This is a genomic window from Lactobacillus sp. WILCCON 0058 (assembly GCF_057198005.1).
Window position 1 is genome coordinate 2,117,682 of record NZ_JBUBHM010000001.1, and the last position, 19,380, is coordinate 2,137,061.

At 37.8% G+C, this 19,380-nt stretch carries 16 protein-coding genes; 2 read left to right on the top strand and 14 right to left on the bottom strand.

What is annotated here, in order from left to right; translation table 11 throughout:
• Positions 1–141: 141 nt before the first annotated feature.
• The 3 genes from mcrC to ACYVUU_RS09840 form a co-directional block, all read right to left on the bottom strand.
• On the bottom strand, positions 142–1,209 hold the full coding sequence (mcrC, locus tag ACYVUU_RS09830; RefSeq protein WP_484500766.1) for a 5-methylcytosine-specific restriction endonuclease system specificity protein McrC: 1,068 nt from the start codon (positions 1,207–1,209) through the stop codon (positions 142–144).
• The gene (locus tag ACYVUU_RS09835) at positions 1,202–3,205 is read right to left on the bottom strand and encodes an AAA family ATPase (RefSeq protein ID WP_484500767.1); all 2,004 of its coding nucleotides are present in this window, start codon (positions 3,203–3,205) and stop codon (positions 1,202–1,204) included. The genes mcrC and ACYVUU_RS09835 overlap by 8 nt, the downstream gene beginning before the upstream one ends.
• 189 nt (positions 3,206–3,394) lie before the next feature.
• On the bottom strand, positions 3,395–5,131 hold the full coding sequence (locus ACYVUU_RS09840; RefSeq protein WP_484500768.1) for an IS1634 family transposase: 1,737 nt from the start codon (positions 5,129–5,131) through the stop codon (positions 3,395–3,397).
• A gap of 134 nt (positions 5,132–5,265) precedes the next feature.
• Between ACYVUU_RS09840 and ACYVUU_RS09845 the strand changes: the two genes are divergently transcribed.
• The gene (locus tag ACYVUU_RS09845) at positions 5,266–5,502 is read left to right on the top strand and encodes an IS66 family transposase (RefSeq protein WP_484500769.1); all 237 of its coding nucleotides are present in this window, start codon (positions 5,266–5,268) and stop codon (positions 5,500–5,502) included.
• Positions 5,459–6,802: an IS66-like element short variant transposase gene (locus ACYVUU_RS09850; protein ID WP_484500770.1), complete on the top strand. Its 1,344-nt coding sequence runs from the start codon at positions 5,459–5,461 to the stop codon at positions 6,800–6,802. Before ACYVUU_RS09845 ends, ACYVUU_RS09850 begins: the two co-directional genes overlap by 44 nt.
• A gap of 237 nt (positions 6,803–7,039) precedes the next feature.
• Here the strand turns inward: ACYVUU_RS09850 and ACYVUU_RS09855 are convergent, their stop codons facing one another.
• From ACYVUU_RS09855 to ACYVUU_RS09905, 11 genes are all read right to left on the bottom strand, one after another.
• Entirely contained in the window at positions 7,040–8,491 is a 1,452-nt protein-coding gene (locus tag ACYVUU_RS09855; protein ID WP_484500771.1) for a flippase, read from the bottom strand.
• Between the two features lie 397 nt (positions 8,492–8,888).
• Positions 8,889–9,887 (bottom strand): glycosyltransferase family 2 protein, encoded by a 999-nt coding sequence (locus tag ACYVUU_RS09860; RefSeq protein ID WP_484500772.1) that lies wholly within the window; start codon positions 9,885–9,887, stop codon positions 8,889–8,891.
• Between the two features lie 19 nt (positions 9,888–9,906).
• The gene (locus ACYVUU_RS09865) at positions 9,907–10,554 is read right to left on the bottom strand and encodes an acyltransferase (RefSeq protein ID WP_484500773.1); all 648 of its coding nucleotides are present in this window, start codon (positions 10,552–10,554) and stop codon (positions 9,907–9,909) included.
• 16 nt (positions 10,555–10,570) lie between these two features.
• The gene (locus tag ACYVUU_RS09870) at positions 10,571–11,743 is read right to left on the bottom strand and encodes a hypothetical protein (RefSeq protein WP_484500774.1); all 1,173 of its coding nucleotides are present in this window, start codon (positions 11,741–11,743) and stop codon (positions 10,571–10,573) included.
• A 61-nt stretch (positions 11,744–11,804) separates the two neighbouring features.
• A complete protein-coding gene (locus tag ACYVUU_RS09875; protein WP_484500775.1) occupies positions 11,805–12,770 on the bottom strand; it encodes a DUF6625 family protein in 966 nt (321 codons plus the stop codon).
• Positions 12,771–13,014: 244 nt separating this feature from the next.
• Positions 13,015–13,554, bottom strand: a complete 540-nt coding sequence (locus tag ACYVUU_RS09880) for an acyltransferase (RefSeq protein WP_484500776.1) — start codon at positions 13,552–13,554, stop codon at positions 13,015–13,017.
• Positions 13,555–13,576: 22 nt separating this feature from the next.
• The gene (locus ACYVUU_RS09885) at positions 13,577–14,593 is read right to left on the bottom strand and encodes a glycosyltransferase family 2 protein (protein WP_484500777.1); all 1,017 of its coding nucleotides are present in this window, start codon (positions 14,591–14,593) and stop codon (positions 13,577–13,579) included.
• A 360-nt stretch (positions 14,594–14,953) separates the two neighbouring features.
• On the bottom strand, positions 14,954–16,033 hold the full coding sequence (locus ACYVUU_RS09890) for a glycosyltransferase family 4 protein (protein WP_484500778.1): 1,080 nt from the start codon (positions 16,031–16,033) through the stop codon (positions 14,954–14,956).
• Positions 16,034–16,128: 95 nt separating this feature from the next.
• A complete protein-coding gene (locus ACYVUU_RS09895; RefSeq protein ID WP_484500907.1) occupies positions 16,129–17,106 on the bottom strand; it encodes an acyltransferase family protein in 978 nt (325 codons plus the stop codon).
• A 129-nt stretch (positions 17,107–17,235) separates the two neighbouring features.
• Positions 17,236–17,982 (bottom strand): WecB/TagA/CpsF family glycosyltransferase, encoded by a 747-nt coding sequence (locus tag ACYVUU_RS09900; RefSeq protein ID WP_484500779.1) that lies wholly within the window; start codon positions 17,980–17,982, stop codon positions 17,236–17,238.
• Between the two features lie 84 nt (positions 17,983–18,066).
• Complete coding sequence (locus ACYVUU_RS09905) at positions 18,067–19,380, bottom strand: sugar phosphate nucleotidyltransferase (RefSeq protein WP_484500780.1); 1,314 nt, start codon at positions 19,378–19,380, stop codon at positions 18,067–18,069.

Genomic DNA, 19,380 nt, shown 5'->3' on the forward strand with positions numbered 1-19,380 from the left:
GTTAATAGCAACCAGCGGCTACCATCAATAATATGCCCGAAAGCGGATTAAATCAACGGACAATTTGTAAGTGTTTGTCCAAAAATGATAAAAATTACGGCGCAGATGGATGAAACTTCCCCTGTTTTGACGTGTTACGATTTATCTCAATTCCACAAAGTATTCTGTTACAATTCTGTCCAATTGCTCCTTGATAAACGGAAACTCCTGCCCCAGGTCCAGGGTCTTCACGCTGATCTGGTTTCCGCTCATCTGATAGTCTTCATCTGGGACAATCTCCTCGTCAGTCTTGGCATACAAGAGCATCCCTGCTACCGTATCATCCCTACGCATGGCCGCCAAATTCTTAACATAGGCAAAAATTTGATAGAGGTTAGCTGAGTGTATCGTCTTCGTGTCAAAGTTGCTCTGTAAGCTATGAGCATAATATTTGGCATCGATTACCAATTTCCGGCCACCATATGACAAAAGCACATCCGACTTCATTACTGGCAATAAATTATTGTTGCCATCATCCAGCTGCCATGGAATCATGGCAGCCTTCGCGGTAAAGCCTCGATACTTTTGGGCGTACTCTTGCACATAATACTCCAGAATGAACTTCTCATACAGGTGCGACATCCGCTGATCATCAGCAAAGTCAGTCAACCGTAATGTCCCTTGCTCTGTGTCCATGATTTTGCCTTCAGTCAGCAGTTCACATAACCCTAGTAGCAGCCGGTAACTTTGATTGTAGCGGTGAAAACGGATCTTCTGCCAGGACACTTTAGACAGATCAACCATATCGATCTCACTAAAGAAGACCAGCTCTTTCTTGAGCTGATCCCGATATTTCTTGTCAACCTTCTTTGACCACGCTAGCTGCCAAGCAGTCGATTTTAGAATTTGATTGTATAAGTTATTGGCAGATAACTCATCAAAGTCACAGGCTATAAGTTTCCGGCAAGCCAGCTGATTGCGGATAGTTTCAACCAGGTCAATCTTGCCGCGGACGGCCGGCAAATTATCATGACAAGCTACATATTCACGGTACAGGCCCTGTTTAAGCTGCTTGCCGATCCCCTTAGCTAAGATTGCGGCAAACAGATTATCCAAATTATTAAAGCTTCCCTTATCGATATTTTTATACTCTGTTTCATGCAGGTTGCCAAATGCATAGCTCAGCATATAGTAGACGTTCTTGATGAAGATACTCTTGTCTTTAATCATTGAGAACCTCATGCAGAGCACTTTCCCAATGCTCCAGCTTATCCTGGTCATCAAACCAGTATTCCCTCAGCATCGGCAAAATATCGTAATCAACAATCAGTCTTAGTTTATCAAGCGTCCATTTCCCTTCGGGATTGCTAAAATAGCTGTGGCCAATGCAGAAACCTGGCCCAAGAGAAGGATCTCTGCTGATCTCATCATTGAGTTCTTCAATTCGGTTGATCAATCTGTCAAAAGTGACATTCCCGGAAATTAGTTGCTGCTTCATAAAGCCAGTACTTTCAAAAGCTGGTTTCATATCAAAGAAGCTGAATCTTCGCCGCAAAGCATAGTCAATTATCGACAAGCTGCGGTCAGCAGTGTTCATCATACCAATCAGATAAACATTGCTTGGGACGGCAAATGGTTCATCCGTGTAAGACAAAGTTATCGGCTGATCCCGGTAATCCTTTTCAACCAGCATAAGCAGCTCACCAAAAATCTTGCTTAAGTTGCCGCGATTTATCTCATCAATGATGAAGAAGAACGGTTCATCTGGATGCTCAGCTGCCCGTTTGCAGAAGCGGTAAAAGCTGCCATAGCGAAGTTCAAAGCCCTGTTCAGTTGGCTTGTAGCCCATCATAAAGTCTTCGTAAGTGTAGCTTTGGTGGAACTGGATCAGCTCAATATTTTCATCCTTTTTCTGCCCCATCATTGCATACGCCAGCCGCTTAGCCGCAAAAGTCTTGCCTACGCCAGGTGCACCTTGCAGAATTATGTTCTTCTTGTACTTTAACAGTGCTGTTAAGCGATCATAGACTGCTTCTGGCATGTAAACTTCTGAAAGGAAATTCTCTTTAGTATATGCCACCGGATTATGCTCTCTGACCTTATCCATGATGAAGTTGAATTCATCTTCAGTTACCTTGAATAGTGAGCCGGTTGGGCTGATGAAAACTTCTAAGTCTTTCAGTTCCGGGCATTGCCGCAGGTCTTTATAAGCCACTGGATGTTCAAATTCTTCGATTTTCTTGAAAAAGACTGCCTCACCATCACTAGCCCGGCTGATTTCCATCAAAGCTACAACATTCCGGCTAGGATATGATTCATAGCCAATAACCTTGTCACCAACCTTTGCATCCAAGAAATGCTGGAAGACCCGTCTTTTATGGCCGCTTTCACTATAAAGGGTATAATAGCGCTCCTCACCAATCTTTAAATCAGACAAGTTCCAAAAACTGGGATTAGCATTCAGCCACCAATACTGCTTCTGACCAATTGCAGGAGCCAAATCACGATGCTGGGCAAGATAATTACAGATATCGGACGCTAGGACCAAAAGTTTAGAATCCTTTTCAGCAGACCATTGAAAATCATTCCCGAACTTGTCGCATAGGTAATGTAGATAATTCGACTCCTCTTCAGTATCCCATTCAAGATAGTACATGTACTCATCAAGCAGTAGCTGATTATCAGATAATTGCTCAATAATTTCCTGGGCTACGACTAACCAATTTTGTAGATTCTTGACAGTAGCTTGTTGCTCGAATTCATAGTCTAATTTGAGCCAGCTAGCCAGTCTCTGACAACCTCGCAAGTTAAATACACTGTATTTATTAGGTGAATTAAGACAGAGCAACATGCTGATCGTCTCTTCATCTAAAACATTGTCCCCATTTAGCAACTCATTGGCTTGCTGCTCAAAGTTTTTGATTCGATTGACGATGTCTTGACTTTCGTCAAACAGATCAACCATCATTGCACGGACCATTTTTGGCGATCTTTCAACTAATTCCAACAGTGTATCATGATCAAACGTAAACGTATTGAGATTAAGAATTTCACCTACATTCCGCACAACATCAGCAAACATGCTTTCAAAATCTTTGGTATCTAAGCTCCAATTATTCTGAAAGCATGCTATTGCTAACCACAAAGAATGATCACTATGAATTCTATACTCAAAGTCCTTCTGGTACTCTTCCACTAAGTCGTCAAATCTGATCTTGTCCAACATTTCTAGTTTCCTCATCACATTTCTAACTGTACAAAAAGCTCTATAGCTATTGTACTTCAGTGACCTAACTCAGTGGACTTTAAGCTGCACAGAAAATCGAAACGGCCTAATAGCATAGCATATTATGTTAGTCTTTCCACGTTTTCATATACTTTTTATAAAAACGTGAAGATCTTACCTTCATTAATTTCAATCCTCTTCATCATCGTCTTTCTGTTCTTCCGGCATTGCGGCGTTCTTAATGTCTTTTCCAATCAGTCTTGCCTGTGCTTTGATCCATTCTTCGTCTAGCCCAAAAGCGCCTAGTATTACTTTCTGGGTAGCCGTGACTGCGTGATCGAGCTTATAGTTGCCGTTCGGCTGTCGTATCAGTTCAATCTTTTCGAGCTCTTTCAGTGCTGAAGGTACGCTCAGATAGTTAGGCTTGCCCGGCATTTCGGCTTTACGTTTTCTCAGAAGCGTGTAGATTCTTGCCCGGATTATCAAAGCGATGAACTGAATGAAGATCTTAGCTTCAGCTGCCTGGCTGCTTGCGACTCTAAATGAGCGGTTGCCAAGGAAAGTCTTATCACTGCCAAACAGCTTCTCTGAGATATCGCGGCTCTTGTAAAGGTTCAAAGCTTCTGAAGCGGTCATCTTTTCGGAGGTCACGATCGCGAAATAGCCGCACAGCTGCAGCTCTCGTTCGATGACATCTTCCCGTTCCTCGTAGCCATAGAACTTGTCTTTGTGGTAGGTGAGCTTGAAGTAGTGCTCGTATCGTTTGGGAAGCTTGTATTCTCTGCCTTTTATCTTGTCCATCTCGGCTTCCATTCGGTCCAGATCAGCTTCCAGTCTGGCACGCTCGCTGGCCTGCTTCTTGGCCTTGTAGTAGATGTGGAAGTAGCGGTCAGTGTCGTCATCCGCGTACAGTTTGGCTTTAACAGTCATGCCGTAAGTCCGGTATGCCTTGATTGAGCAGGCTCTCTTTGATTCGAATTCACCCATGTGCTCCATGATCAAGCCGTGCACAAAGGAGGCTCTGCCTTTAACCATCATCACGAAATCATAGTCGCACGAGTCCATGAATTGAATATTGGCCTTACTGAAGTACCCGCGATCAAGGATGAAGCCTATTTTCTTATAGCCGTAGCCGCGAATCTTCTCCAGCATGTATTTCAGCTGCGAGACGTCAACGATACTGCCCGGGTAGCTCTCGTAAAGCAGGGGCTTCTCATTGGTCATATCGTAAGCAATCGAGTAGTTGATGATTGGTGCGCCAACGTCATTCTTAGGGTGACCGTATTCAGCCATCTCAATATCTCCAGCCTTGCAGTTCTTGTTGGTGGAGTCATAGGAAACGTAGATTTTCTCATTCTTGTCATGGGTGGCGTTCCAGCTGTTCAAGAAGTCGACCCTGTCATTGTCATCGATCTCGCGAATGAAGCGAGAGATTGTAGAGTCGCTGTAAATCTTATTCTGTGGCGTCATCAATGGATGGTTGTAGGCATAATCCGGGAAGTGCTGAGCCACGTTGCTTTCTGCGATAACAGAGTAAGCGGCCATGTCAAGGAGCAGTCCTTTTCCCCGATCATCCCAGCGCTTCAAGTGTTCAGCGAGCTTGTAGTCTTCAATAATTCGTCTGACTACAGAGAAGGCACCAATTCGAATACAGCTGCTTCTGGATTCATTGACTGGTTCAGCCGTCGTTCCTTCGGCGAGAATCTCAACATCAGGGAAGAATTTTTCGAAGTTGGGGTTAGGGAACATCATTCCCGGATGATTAGGGTCAGCTTTCCCAATGGTCGTTCTTCTGGCAACGTTGTATTTCTTCTCTGGAAGGTACTCTCTAGCATAAGTGTATTCGATGTAAGTAGTCTTCCCCCGTTTATTTCTGGAAATTTTACCAGTGTTTTTAGGAATATTAACCAGGCAATTGTAGTACATGATGGCCTCCTTCTTTGAGTATGATATCATACTCAAATTATAACATAGAAAAGCACATCAATGCAAGCAAAGATGTGCTAAAAATGTAGTATTTTTGCGGGTTTAGAGCACTTGATTAGGCGACTTGAGTTTGATTGGCCTGGGAAGTTAGCATTAAAGCTAATATCGAAGCGCTCAAAGCAAATAACGAAGAATTGCTCAAGCAGGTTGCCCTTCTTACTGAACAAGTTGCTTATTTGACTAATAAGCTTTATGGCAAGTCCTCCGAGAAGAGAGCTGTCAACCCAGATCAGCTGAGCCTTTTTGAGGAAGACAACGCCTCTCAAGATGACGAGGACTTACCCTCGCGTTACCGAAACTATTACCTATAAGAGACGCAAGCAAGTCGGCAGAAAGCAAGATATCTTAGATTCTCTGCCGGGCGAGGAGGTTCATCATCGTTTGGATGACCTTACATGTCCAGACTGCCAGCACGAGCTGAAAGAGATCGGCAGCTTCTGTGCTAGAAAAGAGCTGCTGTACATTCCAGCCCAAGTTAAGAGAATCGATCACATCCAACACTCTTACAAGTGCCAGCACTGCAGTGATGAGGCACCAGCTGACAAGATTATCAAAGCACCTGTACCCAAGGCACCGTTAACCAACAGTCTTGGCTCAGCTTCTTTGATCGCTGATACGATCTATCAGAAGTATGTCCTCAAGGTTCCTGCCTACCGACAGGAGAAGGACTTGCGGCGTATGGGCCTTCCGCTTGATCACAAGACGGTTTCGAATTGGCACATCAAAGTCTGCGAGTATTACCTATCCAGCCTTCACGAACTCTTGAGAAAAGAGCTGCTAAAGCTGGATGTCATTCACGCAGATGAGACGCCATATCGAGTCTTAGACAGCGAAAGAGCCAAAGACTACGTCTGGACCTTCTTATCAGGCAAGCATGCCGAGAAGCCGATTGTTCTGTATCACCATGGATCACGAAAAGGCGCCGAAGCGTGGGATTTCCTCATAGGCTTCAGCGGATACCTTCATTATGATCAATATCCTGGCTATTTACGATTAAGCCAACAGGATGTGACTCTTGTAGGCTGTATGGCTCATGCAAGACGCAAATTCCATGACTCCTTGCCTAAAGACAAGGCTAGAGAATCAGACGCAACTTCAGTGGCTAATCAAGGGATCCACTACTGTAATCAAATGTTTAGCCTGGAGCACGCTTGGGAAGATCTTTCCGCTGAAGAGAGATACGAGAAGCGTCAGTCTGAATTAAAGCCTCTGCTTGAGAAGTTTTCCGACTGGTGCTCCAAGAAATCAATCTCCGTGTTGCCTTCTGGCAAGCTGGGGACGGCCTTCCAGTATTGCATAAAGCACATGGACAAGTTCATGAACGTTCTAAAAGATGGTCGCCTTGAACTGTCCAACAACAGAGCAGAACGAGCAGTCAAAGAGATAGTCATGGGACGCAAGAACTGGCTCTTTTCACAGAGTAGTTCCGGCGCCAAGTCCATGGCTATCATTATGAGCATACTCGAAACTGCCAAGCAAAATGGCTTGGATCAATTCAAATATATCAACTATCTTCTAGACAAGCTGCCCAATGAGCTGTCATTATTAGACAATCAACGTCTGGAAGCCTATTTACCATGGGCTGAGAATGTTCAGCTCCACTGCAAGTAAAGTCCCATAAACTGATTAATCCCATCTTAGCATTGCTAGGATGGGATTTTAATATACTCTGCTATTGGGTGCTTACCCTGCGGTTAATGGAACTATCGCGGAAAGCTTCCTAAGTCTCTCAGTCATTTACACAAGTTTTTATACTGAACCGAAATTAGCAAAAGACTGTTTAGCACTATCATTCATTTCATCTACACATCTTTACAATTATCAAAAATATTTGACAGCAAATACGAATTATTTAATCCTCATCATTATATTTTCTAACGCATCAAGCGCAAATTTATTTCTTAGCCCAATGAGTATCAAACCATATTCTATCGCTGATAATGTAACATCAAACAAAATGATTATTATCGTTGAATTAAATAAAATACTGCCAGCAAAACAAATAGCTACTATAGTCGCTGCACCAACCGCATAAAGTAGAATGTCTTTCCAAAATTCTTTATTATACAGTTTCTTGACTATATCCCTACTATAATATATCCCCAAAATCATAGAAATTGCCTCTGATAATGACGTTGTTATTGCAGCGGCATTCTCTTTTAGTGACGGCATTAATAGCAAGTTCAAAACCAAATTAACCATAGCACTGATCACCGTTATGATCAAAACCTTATTTTCGCGTTTTGCGGGTATCAAGACACAACTAGTAAAAATCCAACTAAAAATTGAAAAGATCAGTGCCGGACATAGCAAACGCAATGAACTAACAGCCCTAATATATTTTGCACTAGAAAGTAATATCACGATCTGGGGCGCCAACATATAAACACCGACAGCTGCTGGAATTGATATCAGAGCTAGTACATTAGATATTTGCAATAATAGTTGTCGATATTCTCTGTATCTATTTCTCCCCCATAGTAATGCAAATCTTGGAATTGTAACGGTTAGCACCGCAGCAATGAGCTGCTTAACAATATTATACATTTTTGTTGAAACAGAATAGATCCCCACAACGTAATTATTGTTTATTAAGCCTAGCAAAGTTGTATCTAAGCTTAAATATATTGTCGTAGCAACTGATGAAGCAAAAATTATTAATATTGGCTTTAGATGTTCTTTCCAATCAATTTTAAGAGTAAACCTAATTGCACAAAACTTTTTAGCATGTAAATAATTTAGTACATTTGAACCCACAGCAGAAAAAACAGTTATACCGGCATAATTTAGGTAATCTCCTGGTTTTCTTACGAAGATAAAAAGCAGTATTACTGATAATATTTTAAATACTATACTTCTGGCTGTAATGTACGTATATTCTTCAAAAATCGTGTATATCCATTCCGTCCCTAATGTGGTAAAAATAATCTGGATGCTAAATATGTAAATACATGCCGCATAGCTTTGTACCTTTGGAAATATAAGGATACATAAGAACAATAATACATACGATGCTATTGTAGAAAAAATATTAATCGAAAACACCTGACTTGAGAAGTCACTGATTTTTTCACGATCATTTCTAAGCTTAGCACCTTCTCTAACCGCATATGTTGCAATTCCTAGGCCAGCAATCAGTAAAAAATATGATACGAAGGAATTAGACCAATTATACTTCCCTAACTCTCCAACATTTAATACCCTAGAGACATACGGAAATGTAATAATTGGGAATATAATATTTAAAATGCTCCGTAACCCATTTAAGAATGCGTTTTTTCCTAATGACTTATTTTTCACGTTTTTTCCTTCTACTCTATATTCGGTAACCAATCATTACGATTTTTCGGAGATAGGGTATACCCATGGCACACCTATAAAAACTAATTTAGGATATTATATAAACACATTGCATGTTTATCATAATATCAAACAATGATGTCATATTTTTTCTTAGATTTAGAAGAAATAGTATACTTATACTGAATTAAAGTTTTAAAGACCTATTTAAGATTGGATACGTCTTATGCAAAAACTCAAGCATCGTCAATTGAGACGAATCCTTGTAGTATTCACATAGGGCGCAATACCATCCCTTTAATTCTCATTTATAGATGTAACTCATAAAATAATCACGCTTCATTAGCTAAAGCTTTTATGAAACATGATTCTCAGATAAGTTTACTTGGAGACCAACCTATGTCAACGTAACGTTATTCTTTAATATCTTTTTTACTAGTATCTTAATGAGCCCTACAATATCAAAGATATATTTTCCATGTAGGAACAACAAAACCTCTATTTTTAATTTTCCACTTAGTTTATAACACTGTGTCTCATGTGTTTTAATAAAGCCACTCAACTTTAAATAGTCACCATCCGAATTATTATACTTATATAAATAACTGACTATAGCCACGACGGTATTCTTAAAAATTTCACCAAAATATTCTGGATAGTTTTTTTCGATATATTCGCATAAGTCCAAGTTAGCTATAGCTGCATCTTTAAAATGTGCTTTACTTTTACTAAAAGATGCTCCACTTCCGTTTTTTCTATACCCATATAACTTGCTATTAGTTAAAAGGAACTTTTTAGCCTTATCAAAAGCCATATAACAAAATTCCATATCTTCACACATAATCATTTTGTTTGGAAATGAGATGCTATTTTCTATTATTAGTGATTTTTTAAAAATTTTATTCCACGGAAATGTAGCAAAGTCTGGGTCTAACAGAGAATGGATGGCCTCTTTCTTACTTATCTTCAAGACTTTTTTCTTTTCGACGTCATTCGTCCCTTCAAATTTATTTTTTAAGAGATATCCACAAATGTATATATCAAAATCGGTGGTGGTTATTGTTTCAATAACATTTGAAAGAGCTCCATTTAGTAGAATATCATCACTATCAACGAACCAAACATATTTTCCAGTTGCTAGTTTCAATCCGAAGTTTCTTGCTTTAGACACTCCACCATTCTTTAAATGTACTACTTCAATATTATCATTGTTTTGGGAATACTCATCACAAGCTTTAGCACTACCGTCTGATGAGCCATCGTCTACTAAAATGATCTCCACTCTAGCATTGTTTTTAATCTCATTATTTATGATCGAATTAACACACTCTTTTAAATAATGCTTAGAATTATAAACTGGTACTACAATAGTTAATAAAGGTGAATTTTTTTTCATAGTTTTTAGCTTTTAGTTTTTAATTTAATAATGTGACATTTTCTCTCTTTACTTTAGCCGGAGAACCAGCAATCATACAATGTGACTTCGACATTTTCAAACCAAGAACTAATGAACAAGCACCAACAATACTGTACTCACTAATTACCGTGCCCTTCAAGATGGTTGATTGTGCTGCTACCCAACATCCTTTTTTTAAACAAATAGGTGCAGATTCACCACCAGTCACACCTTTCTTATTAACGGCATGACCATCAGTGTCCCGGATGCTTACTCTCCATCCTATTAGAATATTATCTTCTATAACGCTTCTATCTTCGCATTGAAATAAGAAGTCTCTATTAGCATATACGCTTTCACCAATCGTTAAGCTTCCACCATCAACAAATATGTTGCAACCTTCGCCAAAAATACAATCCCCGTTAAAAATCAACTTTCCACCATTCAAAACGCTTAACGAAGATGAGCCATATGAAATGAAGCTAGAACCTTGGAACCCTATTTTGATCATAAATCTAGAAACAGGCGCTTTTATGATTATACTTCCTCTATTAAGCTTGCTCTTCACTTTATAATTTATTTTGATTGGAAGCAAAATAGCTTGCTTAAACGGTAAATATCTCAAATTAAAAAATATCGTATACATTAAAGATAATAGCTTGGACATAAAACAGATTCCCTACTTATATTTCTATCACTTGTGAACTAGAATAAACAGCTGCGATAATTACAAATCCTATAAAGCTAAGACTTATAGTAATCTCAAATATAGCCAAAACACTATACATATCCAGCATCGCAATAATTGGAATAAGAAAATTTTCCTTTTTTTTGTCTATTTGGTAGATAGAATAAATTGTTAGTAGAGCTAAGAATGTAAAAGAAACTATACCTACTTGTAATATGATATCCCAAAACCCATTCTGTGTATTCGGCATATTTAAATAGTTATGAATTACCTCATACGAACTACTAGGTCCGTATCCCCATAACCAATGTCCCGACATTAAATGTGGTAGCTCCTTATAAATGTTCATACGTCCTGTCAGGGTAACACCTCTATCAAGGGATCTTACAAAGAGTTTTTGATATATATCTGTTTCAGCAATATAATTATAATTATATACAGATACGAAGGAAAGTACTGATATTACAACCCATAGTAAAGGATTTCTGGTAATTTTCTTCGGAAGTAAAAAGGCTAGTACAATGAAAAAAAGTACACCCATAACTCCGGTAATACAATCTACTAACAATGATATGGTTAAAGAATATAGAATCAATACTAGCGTAATATTCTTCTTTGTTTTATTACCTAAAGCTCCTTGAAAAATATAGAAAGCTACCATTTCTAAGTGCATATATGAAACAGAAAATTTATTTCCTAATAAGTAGCCTTGTGTTGCCCTAAAAACTGTCATTTGAGGAATGAAAACTAAGTCATTTATCAAACAATATATTAAAGAGATCACAAAGAATTCTTTTATAATTTCTTTACCATCACCTCTCTCTACAGAATAAACTAGCATTACAAAAAAAGACAATATTCTAAATACAAAATATATTCCTGCTTGCCAGCTATTCATCTGCATATAGCTTTCTCTACTACAATACGTAGAATATAATGCTCCTGCCAAAAAAAGAAATAGTAAGATATCGATTTTAATTTTTGACCTATTATAATTCGCAGACTGAAGCACTATCAAAGCAATAAATAAACTAATAGCTATTCCTATCATGTTGATTGCTTTTTGAAAAGAATCAGGAGTTAGGGTACCAAATAACAAATTAAATGAAAAAAACGATATAATAAATTCGATCAAATTATGTTTGCTTAATACAATTTTTTTGTTCATTAGTATCTACCGGTTCACCATATACGATCATGGTTCTTTCTCATCACTATTAACATACAGTTCAGATTCCTAGTTTTTTCTTTAGACCGTCTTTTTTCCATTTTAACAACAGCTTAAATTTCCTAAATGAATATACTCTGTGCTTTATCTTTTTAAAATTACTTACAGTGACCTTTTCTTCATCCATGCTATAAAATCCGTCTCCAAGAATTTTTATAGCAGAAGTTTGTAGTGCCTTTTTGTCCACCTTCATTTTTCGTTGTTGAAAATGCATGTACATGTATTCTTCGCTATATATTTTTCCCTTTTTCAACTGATACCGTAAAATTTTTCCATTATCCCAAACGAAGATCGAATCGTGATATTTCTCGACTTTAAAGCTATTACTTTCAGGAACATAACGTATCCTTTGCAAATTCGCTGGGGCAATATTGCAATTAAACGACCAGTCTTCTTCTAAAATTTTTTTATTATAGAACTTAAAAAGCGTGTTAATATTATGTGTTCCACCATACGTCTCGTCAAATACAGTAGTTTTTGGCGACAAGAATGATTCTCTATACCATATCTTACCATTTACAGGTTTCATAAACATCCTGTTATTTTCGTAATTATTTTTAAACATCACGCAATGCCCTAAACAAAAGAGTTTATCATATTTTCTCAGTATGTCATCCGTGATAAATGCATTCATGTCCCCAAAAATTGTATCTAAATCACAGTAGCCCCAAAATTCGAATTCCTTTATGTAGTCTTCAAATATATAGCCAAATGCTGGCTTTAAGTCACAAATTTTATGGTACTCTTGTATTTCTGGGTCAAAACCTAACTTATTTTTAGTGATGTTAAAAAACTCATTAAAGCTCATTGACTTCAAAACTACATTTTTAGGTACTTGATATTTATGCTCATCATCAGTAAAAACAAGCCATTGGTAATCAAGGTTTTTTTCACATGACTTCGCAAAAACCTCAAAGTAATTTGGTAATTTTCCAAAATATGGAATGATAAAACAGCACTTTTTCATTTAATTGCTCCATACTATATATTATCGATAATTTTAACAACTATTAGACAGTCAGTTTCCGCCAAAATTGATAGACCAAAATAAGTTCACTACAAGTACTAGATAAAGCGCAGAGTACCGTAAGCCTTTACAACAACTCTATGGAATCTAAAAATTCTATTATCAAGACGAGGGCTATATAGTATGTAGCCATTTTTTCTATTATATAGCGTAGACTGCGATTTGCTTTGGTTTAAATTTTTAATCAGATGCAACTTTTAATTTTTTTAGCTGGAATCCCCGCAGCAATTGTATGTGCTGGAACATCGTGAGTCACTACGGCACCAGCTGCTACTACAGCGCCAGTACCTATATGAACTCCTTTAGTTATAGTGGTATTTGCTGCAATCCAAGCATTATCTTCAATTACAACTGGCGCTTTAGTCAATCTGTCTTGAACCACACCCACTGTATCCATTACATGATCATGATCTACAATTACAACATTATTTGCAATAGTAACATTATCTCCAATAATTACACTATCTGCAGCTGTAATGGAGCAATTGTGATTAAAAAAGACATTATCTCCAATTATAATATTTGCGTCCGGCAGTGCCTTTAAATATAACGGCCCTTGCGTCATCAAAAACTTTCCAATTTTTAATGTAGCATTTGACTGCAATTCAAACTTATTTATTCCACGAATAGAATTTACTATGTGCAAATCACATCTATTCCCGTATCGTAGCTTTAAAAATACGAAGAAAAATATTGCTCTTGCACCTAAAAAAAGTTTCTTCATAGTTTACCGCTTATTCCTCTATCTATTCTAGTAATCCATATTTGGACAAGACAGCCAAAATAGTTACACATTTATTTTTAACCATATGAATAAAAACTTTTTGACTAATCCCCAATTGGCTGACCGGGTAGGCTTTTATCGCCTCTTGCAAAACCAAATTTGAACATATTTTTCTTATGCTTTGCTTGATCTCATGAAACGATCTTTCTTTCTCTAAAGCAAAGCAAGATCTTACATTTATAAATAAATTTTTAGTTAGTCTTAGCCTAGCTTCATCACAAATTTTTGTATAAACCATTTTATTGGTCATATACTCAAAAAAAACAACACATTTTTCGAAGCGATCCGGTCTATACGTTTTGGACAACGAAGTCGGATTAGACCTATAATAATACGCCGTTGAATCAATTATTTCTGTGTTCGTTGAATACTTAAAATAGTCAGAATCCCATACAATATCTTCAGAAATATATTGCCGTTCTGACACAAACGAAATGTGGTTTCTTTTAATTAATGAAGTTGAATATAACACATTCCAAACAGATGCTTTTATAGAATCATGTTCTTTTGGACTGCTTCCTAGCATTTTACAAAAAACTTTGCTGTAGCATTCTTCGTCATTAAAATCCTCTTTAGGATATGATTCCACATATATCTTCTCCCCTTTATCGGTAATTTTAGTAAAACCACCGATAACGGTATCATTCTCACCATGCTTTAACCCATCTACTAATTGTTGAACTGCATCAGGTGCTAAATAGTCATCACTGTCAACAAAAGTTACATAATCTCCCTTAATTCTTTCCAAGCCATAATTTCTAGTCAACCCTAGTCCAGTATTATTTTTATGATACGCAGCAACATTAGAATATTTTTTGGCAAATTGATCACATAACATTCCACTACCATCCCTTGAGCCATCGTCAATTAATAGAATCTCTATATTTTTATATGATTGAGCTACCAAAGATTCAACGCACTGTGTTAAGTACTTTTCGACATTATATACTGGTACAACAACAGATATTAACGGTAGCATAAGATATTCCCCCTTGTTTTAATAATCAGAAATTACAAGAATAGATTGACCCTTACATTAGAACCTAGTCGCTATGAATGCATATGACAGACGTTAGATGTGATCATTTTCTGCTTCAAGGAACACATCTGAAGTTTTAAAATCTAGGGCAGAGAGTTAGACCAAAATATTCAAGGCAAACATGTCTACGAACCTGGGTTCATTGTTAGTTGGACAACACTTAGATACTCTGTTGTATTTAGATCAGTAGTACTTCCAAAGTTTACCAATATCATTCATGATGATGCCCAAAGTCTTTTCTTCCATACTTAATCATGGAAAAATTGGTATATTTTTGTGTAGAATAAATATTATATAACACTATATTTTCTCATAGAAAGAAATATATTTTTTTTGCAAGACATCAAACGAAAATTCTTCATCATAAGTCTTTTTGACAGCACCTTTCATCGATATCTTTGCGTTCTGATCAATAGCAGTGATTACCTTCTCAGCTAAATCTTCGCTATTCTTTGGTTTAGCTAAGTAACCATTATAACCGTCTTGAATCTCTTCCGGGGTGCCATCTACAGCCGTACCTACAACTGGAACCCCTACACTGAATGCTTCAATCGGCGTTAAAGGCAATCCTTCCCAAAGAGAACTAAGTACAACTAAATCAAGCTGACTCATCAAATTTTGGACATCTTTACGAAAGCCTAACCACACAATTGCATCCCAAACACCTACATTCTTAGCTTGTTGTTTAAGCTTATGCTCAAGCTCACCAGCACCAATAATAATGAATTTCGTTTGTGGGTACTTTCCAAGAATGCTAGGCATCGCGTCAATAAAGTATTCAAAGCCTTTTTGCTCCGATAAACGGCCAACATTACCTATCAGCTGATAACCTCTTTCATGCAATTCCTTCAAAGTTGGTTCCTCAACAACAGGACCTTTAAACGGTTCAACCGCATTATGAATGACAGTAATATCTTTTAAGCCAAAGGTATCCGTAAGATTCTTTTTAACCATCTCGCCACAAGCAATTAAGTGCGCATACTTATATGAAAAGTGCGTGAATTTCACTTTATCGTGAAATGTATTGTGACTAGTGTTGATAAAAACACACTTCTTATAAAGCCCTAACAATGTAACGTAAAACGCAGCCATTCTATGGTGGGTATGAATCACTGTAATATTTTCAGACTTAACTATATGTTTAAGCTTGAAGGAAATATCTAGCATTGTCTTAGGACTCTTATCAGCTAAATCTGGAATTTCATAGAACTTGATTTGCATTTCTTTCAAAGCATTCTGATCAAAGCCCTTACCTGCACAGACAATAATTTTATTGACTAGTGGCTTAAAAGTTTCACACAATTGTAAAACGACGTTCTCAGTCCCACCATGAATCGGTGCTCTAGCGATGAACAGAATGTTTTGTTCTGCCAAGTTCATTAAGCACATACTCCTTTCGAATGACTACATAGTTAATTACATCTATTGCTTTCTTAAAGCTAATTTCTTTGCGTTTTTATTTTCTAGGTAAAACTTTATACTTTTAACACCTTGTGAACTAATTGCCAGTAAACAACAGCCGCTATATAACTAACAATCAAAGCAATCAAGCCTAAATTTACCTGGCTCATTAAGCTCTGTGGATTTAACAAAAAGATAGTTGTGAAAACCACTACATGGACTAAATACCATTCATAAGAATACTTACAAATTGGCTCCCAAATTTTCTTTGTGCCTTGCCCTATAACAGCGTATAACCATATCGCTAAAGCAGTATACCCAAGAAATGCCGGAACATCATTCAAGGCCTTCAAAGTAGGAAACTTAAGTGCTATTACACCTTCTAGTCCAATACCAACAATTGCTATGAGAAACAGTTGCCACTTTTTAAACTCGAGCTTTTTACCTGTTCTTAGTAATTTTGCTGCTTCCATACCCAAACAGAATTCCCATAAAAACTGTAAAAAGAAACTATTCAGAACACGTTCTTCACCAAAACCTAGAGCTGTCACCAAGCATGACCACACTAAGCTGACAATCACTGAACCGATAACAAACTGTTTGCCATTAATTTTTTCTCTAACCTTACAAAGTAAGATAAAGACAAAATAAAACTGAAACTGTGTTGACAAATACCACAGCTGAAAACCAAAACTACCTTCATATCTTGGCACAAACATCTTAAACAGAAAAATATGACTGAGTAGAGCAACAAATCTATCAGATCCAACATACATCCATGGTAGTATGAATGAAATGATCACAATCAATATATACGGAATATAAATTTTGCCGAATCTCTTTTTCATAAATTCAGTAAACGTCGTTGAATGCTTAAGGTAGCTTAAGTATAAACCACATCCTGAAGCAAAGAAGAAAACGTGCACCCCCGTACCACCTAATGAAGATGCTGTATTGATTACGGATGGTAAAGCCTTGAGATAATTCTGACACAAATGCATCAAAACTATTGTGATAATTGAGAAAGCTTTTAAAAAATCTAGCGTTTGAATATGTACTTTTTTATCAAGTTCAAATCCAACAACTAGTTTATCTGTCTGTCTGTCTGTCTGTCTGTCTGTCTGTCTGTCTGTCTGTCAAGATTATGTCCTTTTTACTGCAAAGTCAACTGTATGACAAATTTAGTTTTTCTTCTTGTACTTCAAAGCTAGCTTGAAGATTTTACGATCATCAACTAAATAGCGTTTCGCCAGTCTTTTTGGATCTTGAGTAATTCTATAGAACCATTCAAGCCCATGATCAGCCATCCACTTTGGAGCACGCTTAATTTGGCCAGCTTCAAAATCCAGGCTAGCTCCCAAGCCCAAACTAACAGGTACACCAAGGCGTTCACGATTATGATAAATAAATTTTTCCTGCTTAGGAGCTCCCAGACCAACAATCAAAATCTGCGGAGCAGCATCCTTGATCATCTTAGTAATCTTATCCATCTCAGACTCATCATTTTCAAAGCCATAAGGCGGGGAGTATACACCACAAACGTTCAAGCCTGGGTAACGATTTTCCAAGTTCCTAGCAGCCTTAGCAGCAACTCCTTCAGCAGCTCCAAGGAAAAACATCTTATACCCCTTTTTAGCAGCTCTTTCACAAAGCAGAGGAAAAAGATCTGAACCTGAAATTTTTTCCCTAATCGGTGTTCCATACCACTTAGCTATCCAAGTAAGGGGCTTACCATCACAAAGAATCAAATCTGCGTGTTTATATACTTCTACAATCTCTCCCCCACGTTCGAGCTGGATAATGTGATCAACATTAGGAGTAACAACGTATGCATTCTTATCAGCCGCTACTAACTCTTCAATGGCATCCAATGCTTCCGTCATTGTTAAGTTGTCGATCTCTGTGTTCATGAACTTAATTCGTGACATTAATTAATTCCTACCCACCTTTAAATATACGCAAACCTGAAGATAAAATCACCTTCAGGTTTACGCATAACTATATATTCGTTTCTATTCTTTGCTATCAAGTTTATAGCTTGATTTATCACTAACTGAAATATCGGAACCAATTTGAGTTTCCAAGACAGACAAGTTAGTTCTGGCAATAATAGTGTGTTTACTACCGGCTGGTAGAGTAATCACACTCCCCGGTTGAATAGCTCTCTCTATGCCATCAACAACGACGCGACCAACACCAGACAGAATCGTCCAGACCTCTTCACGGAAATCATGACTGTGATATGACATTCTGTGACCAGCCTTCATGGTAGCTTTAGCTACTAAGTTGTTTTCACCAACACTGATAATCTGATATGATCCCCATGACTTATCTGCATAGCGCACATCAGTAGCAATTTTTTCAACATACGGTTTCATATAACCTGATTGCTCTTTATCAGCTACTAAGATACCGTCACCTGATGCAGCAACAACCATGTCGTGTGCACCCATTACTAAAATAGGAATATCCAGCTCATTAATTACGTGTGTGTTAGTCGTCGTGTCATCCAAAGTAGCATTACCAATCACGTTGTCGGCCATTACCTCGGACATCATGTTCCAAGTACCGACATCACGCCATTCGCCCTTGTAACGAAGAACGTTAATGCTACTTTCCTTTTCAACAACAGCATAGTCAAAACTAATCTTTTCACATTTATCGTATTTGTTGTAAAGGTCTTGGTAATTTTTAAAGTCAATCAGCTCGTGCGCCTTTTCCATTAAGTATGACAACTTAAAGGCAAAGATACCTGCATTCCAGACAGCTCCCTGCTCCAAGTACTTTTCTGCAGTTGCACGGTCTGGCTTTTCCTTAAATTCTTTAACTGGACTAACCTTGTCCTTTGATTCAGGGATGATGTAGCCATACTTTTCAGAAGGGTAAGTTGGTTCGATACCCATCAAAGTAAGATTGGCTTGACCAGCAAGTTTCCCAAGCTGTTCGACAGCTTCGTAATAGCTATCATCAACATAAGGGTCAACAGGACAAACAACAACTGGTTCGTCATCCTTTACACCCATTTCATCATGTAAGTATGCTGCTGCTAAAACGATCGCTGGAAATGTATCACGGCGCATCGGCTCTACGCATACTGAGACATCTTCACCTAATTGATTGTGAATTGCAGGTACTTGAGACTTGCTAGTTGCAATCGTGACCGTTGCATCCTTGTCAACACGCTTAATTTGACGATAAACGCGTTGAACCATTGATTCATGCTTGTCGCCATTTTTGAAAAGCTTGATGAATTGCTTACTTCTGACATCGTTAGACAATGGCCATAAACGCTTGCCGGAACCACCTGAAAGTAAAATGATGTTCAT

Excerpts from the sequence above, each read along its gene's own strand:
- ACYVUU_RS09880 (WP_484500776.1), bottom strand. The coding sequence starts at position 13,554 with ATGAAGAAACTTTTTTTAGGTGCAAGAGCAATATTTTTCTTCGTATTT.
- ACYVUU_RS09860 (WP_484500772.1), bottom strand. The coding sequence starts at position 9,887 with ATGAAAAAAAATTCACCTTTATTAACTATTGTAGTACCAGTTTATAAT.
- ACYVUU_RS09890 (WP_484500778.1), bottom strand. The coding sequence starts at position 16,033 with ATGAACTTGGCAGAACAAAACATTCTGTTCATCGCTAGAGCACCGATT.
- ACYVUU_RS09865 (WP_484500773.1), bottom strand. The coding sequence starts at position 10,554 with ATGTCCAAGCTATTATCTTTAATGTATACGATATTTTTTAATTTGAGA.
- ACYVUU_RS09875 (WP_484500775.1), bottom strand. The coding sequence starts at position 12,770 with ATGAAAAAGTGCTGTTTTATCATTCCATATTTTGGAAAATTACCAAAT.
- ACYVUU_RS09885 (WP_484500777.1), bottom strand. The coding sequence starts at position 14,593 with ATGCTACCGTTAATATCTGTTGTTGTACCAGTATATAATGTCGAAAAG.
- ACYVUU_RS09840 (WP_484500768.1), bottom strand. The coding sequence starts at position 5,131 with ATGTACTACAATTGCCTGGTTAATATTCCTAAAAACACTGGTAAAATT.
- ACYVUU_RS09835 (WP_484500767.1), bottom strand. The coding sequence starts at position 3,205 with ATGTTGGACAAGATCAGATTTGACGACTTAGTGGAAGAGTACCAGAAG.
- ACYVUU_RS09870 (WP_484500774.1), bottom strand. The coding sequence starts at position 11,743 with ATGAACAAAAAAATTGTATTAAGCAAACATAATTTGATCGAATTTATT.
- ACYVUU_RS09905 (WP_484500780.1), bottom strand. The coding sequence starts at position 19,380 with ATGAACATCATTTTACTTTCAGGTGGTTCCGGCAAGCGTTTATGGCCA.
- ACYVUU_RS09900 (WP_484500779.1), bottom strand. The coding sequence starts at position 17,982 with ATGTCACGAATTAAGTTCATGAACACAGAGATCGACAACTTAACAATG.
- mcrC (WP_484500766.1), bottom strand. The coding sequence starts at position 1,209 with ATGATTAAAGACAAGAGTATCTTCATCAAGAACGTCTACTATATGCTG.
- ACYVUU_RS09850 (WP_484500770.1), top strand. The coding sequence starts at position 5,459 with ATGACGAGGACTTACCCTCGCGTTACCGAAACTATTACCTATAAGAGA.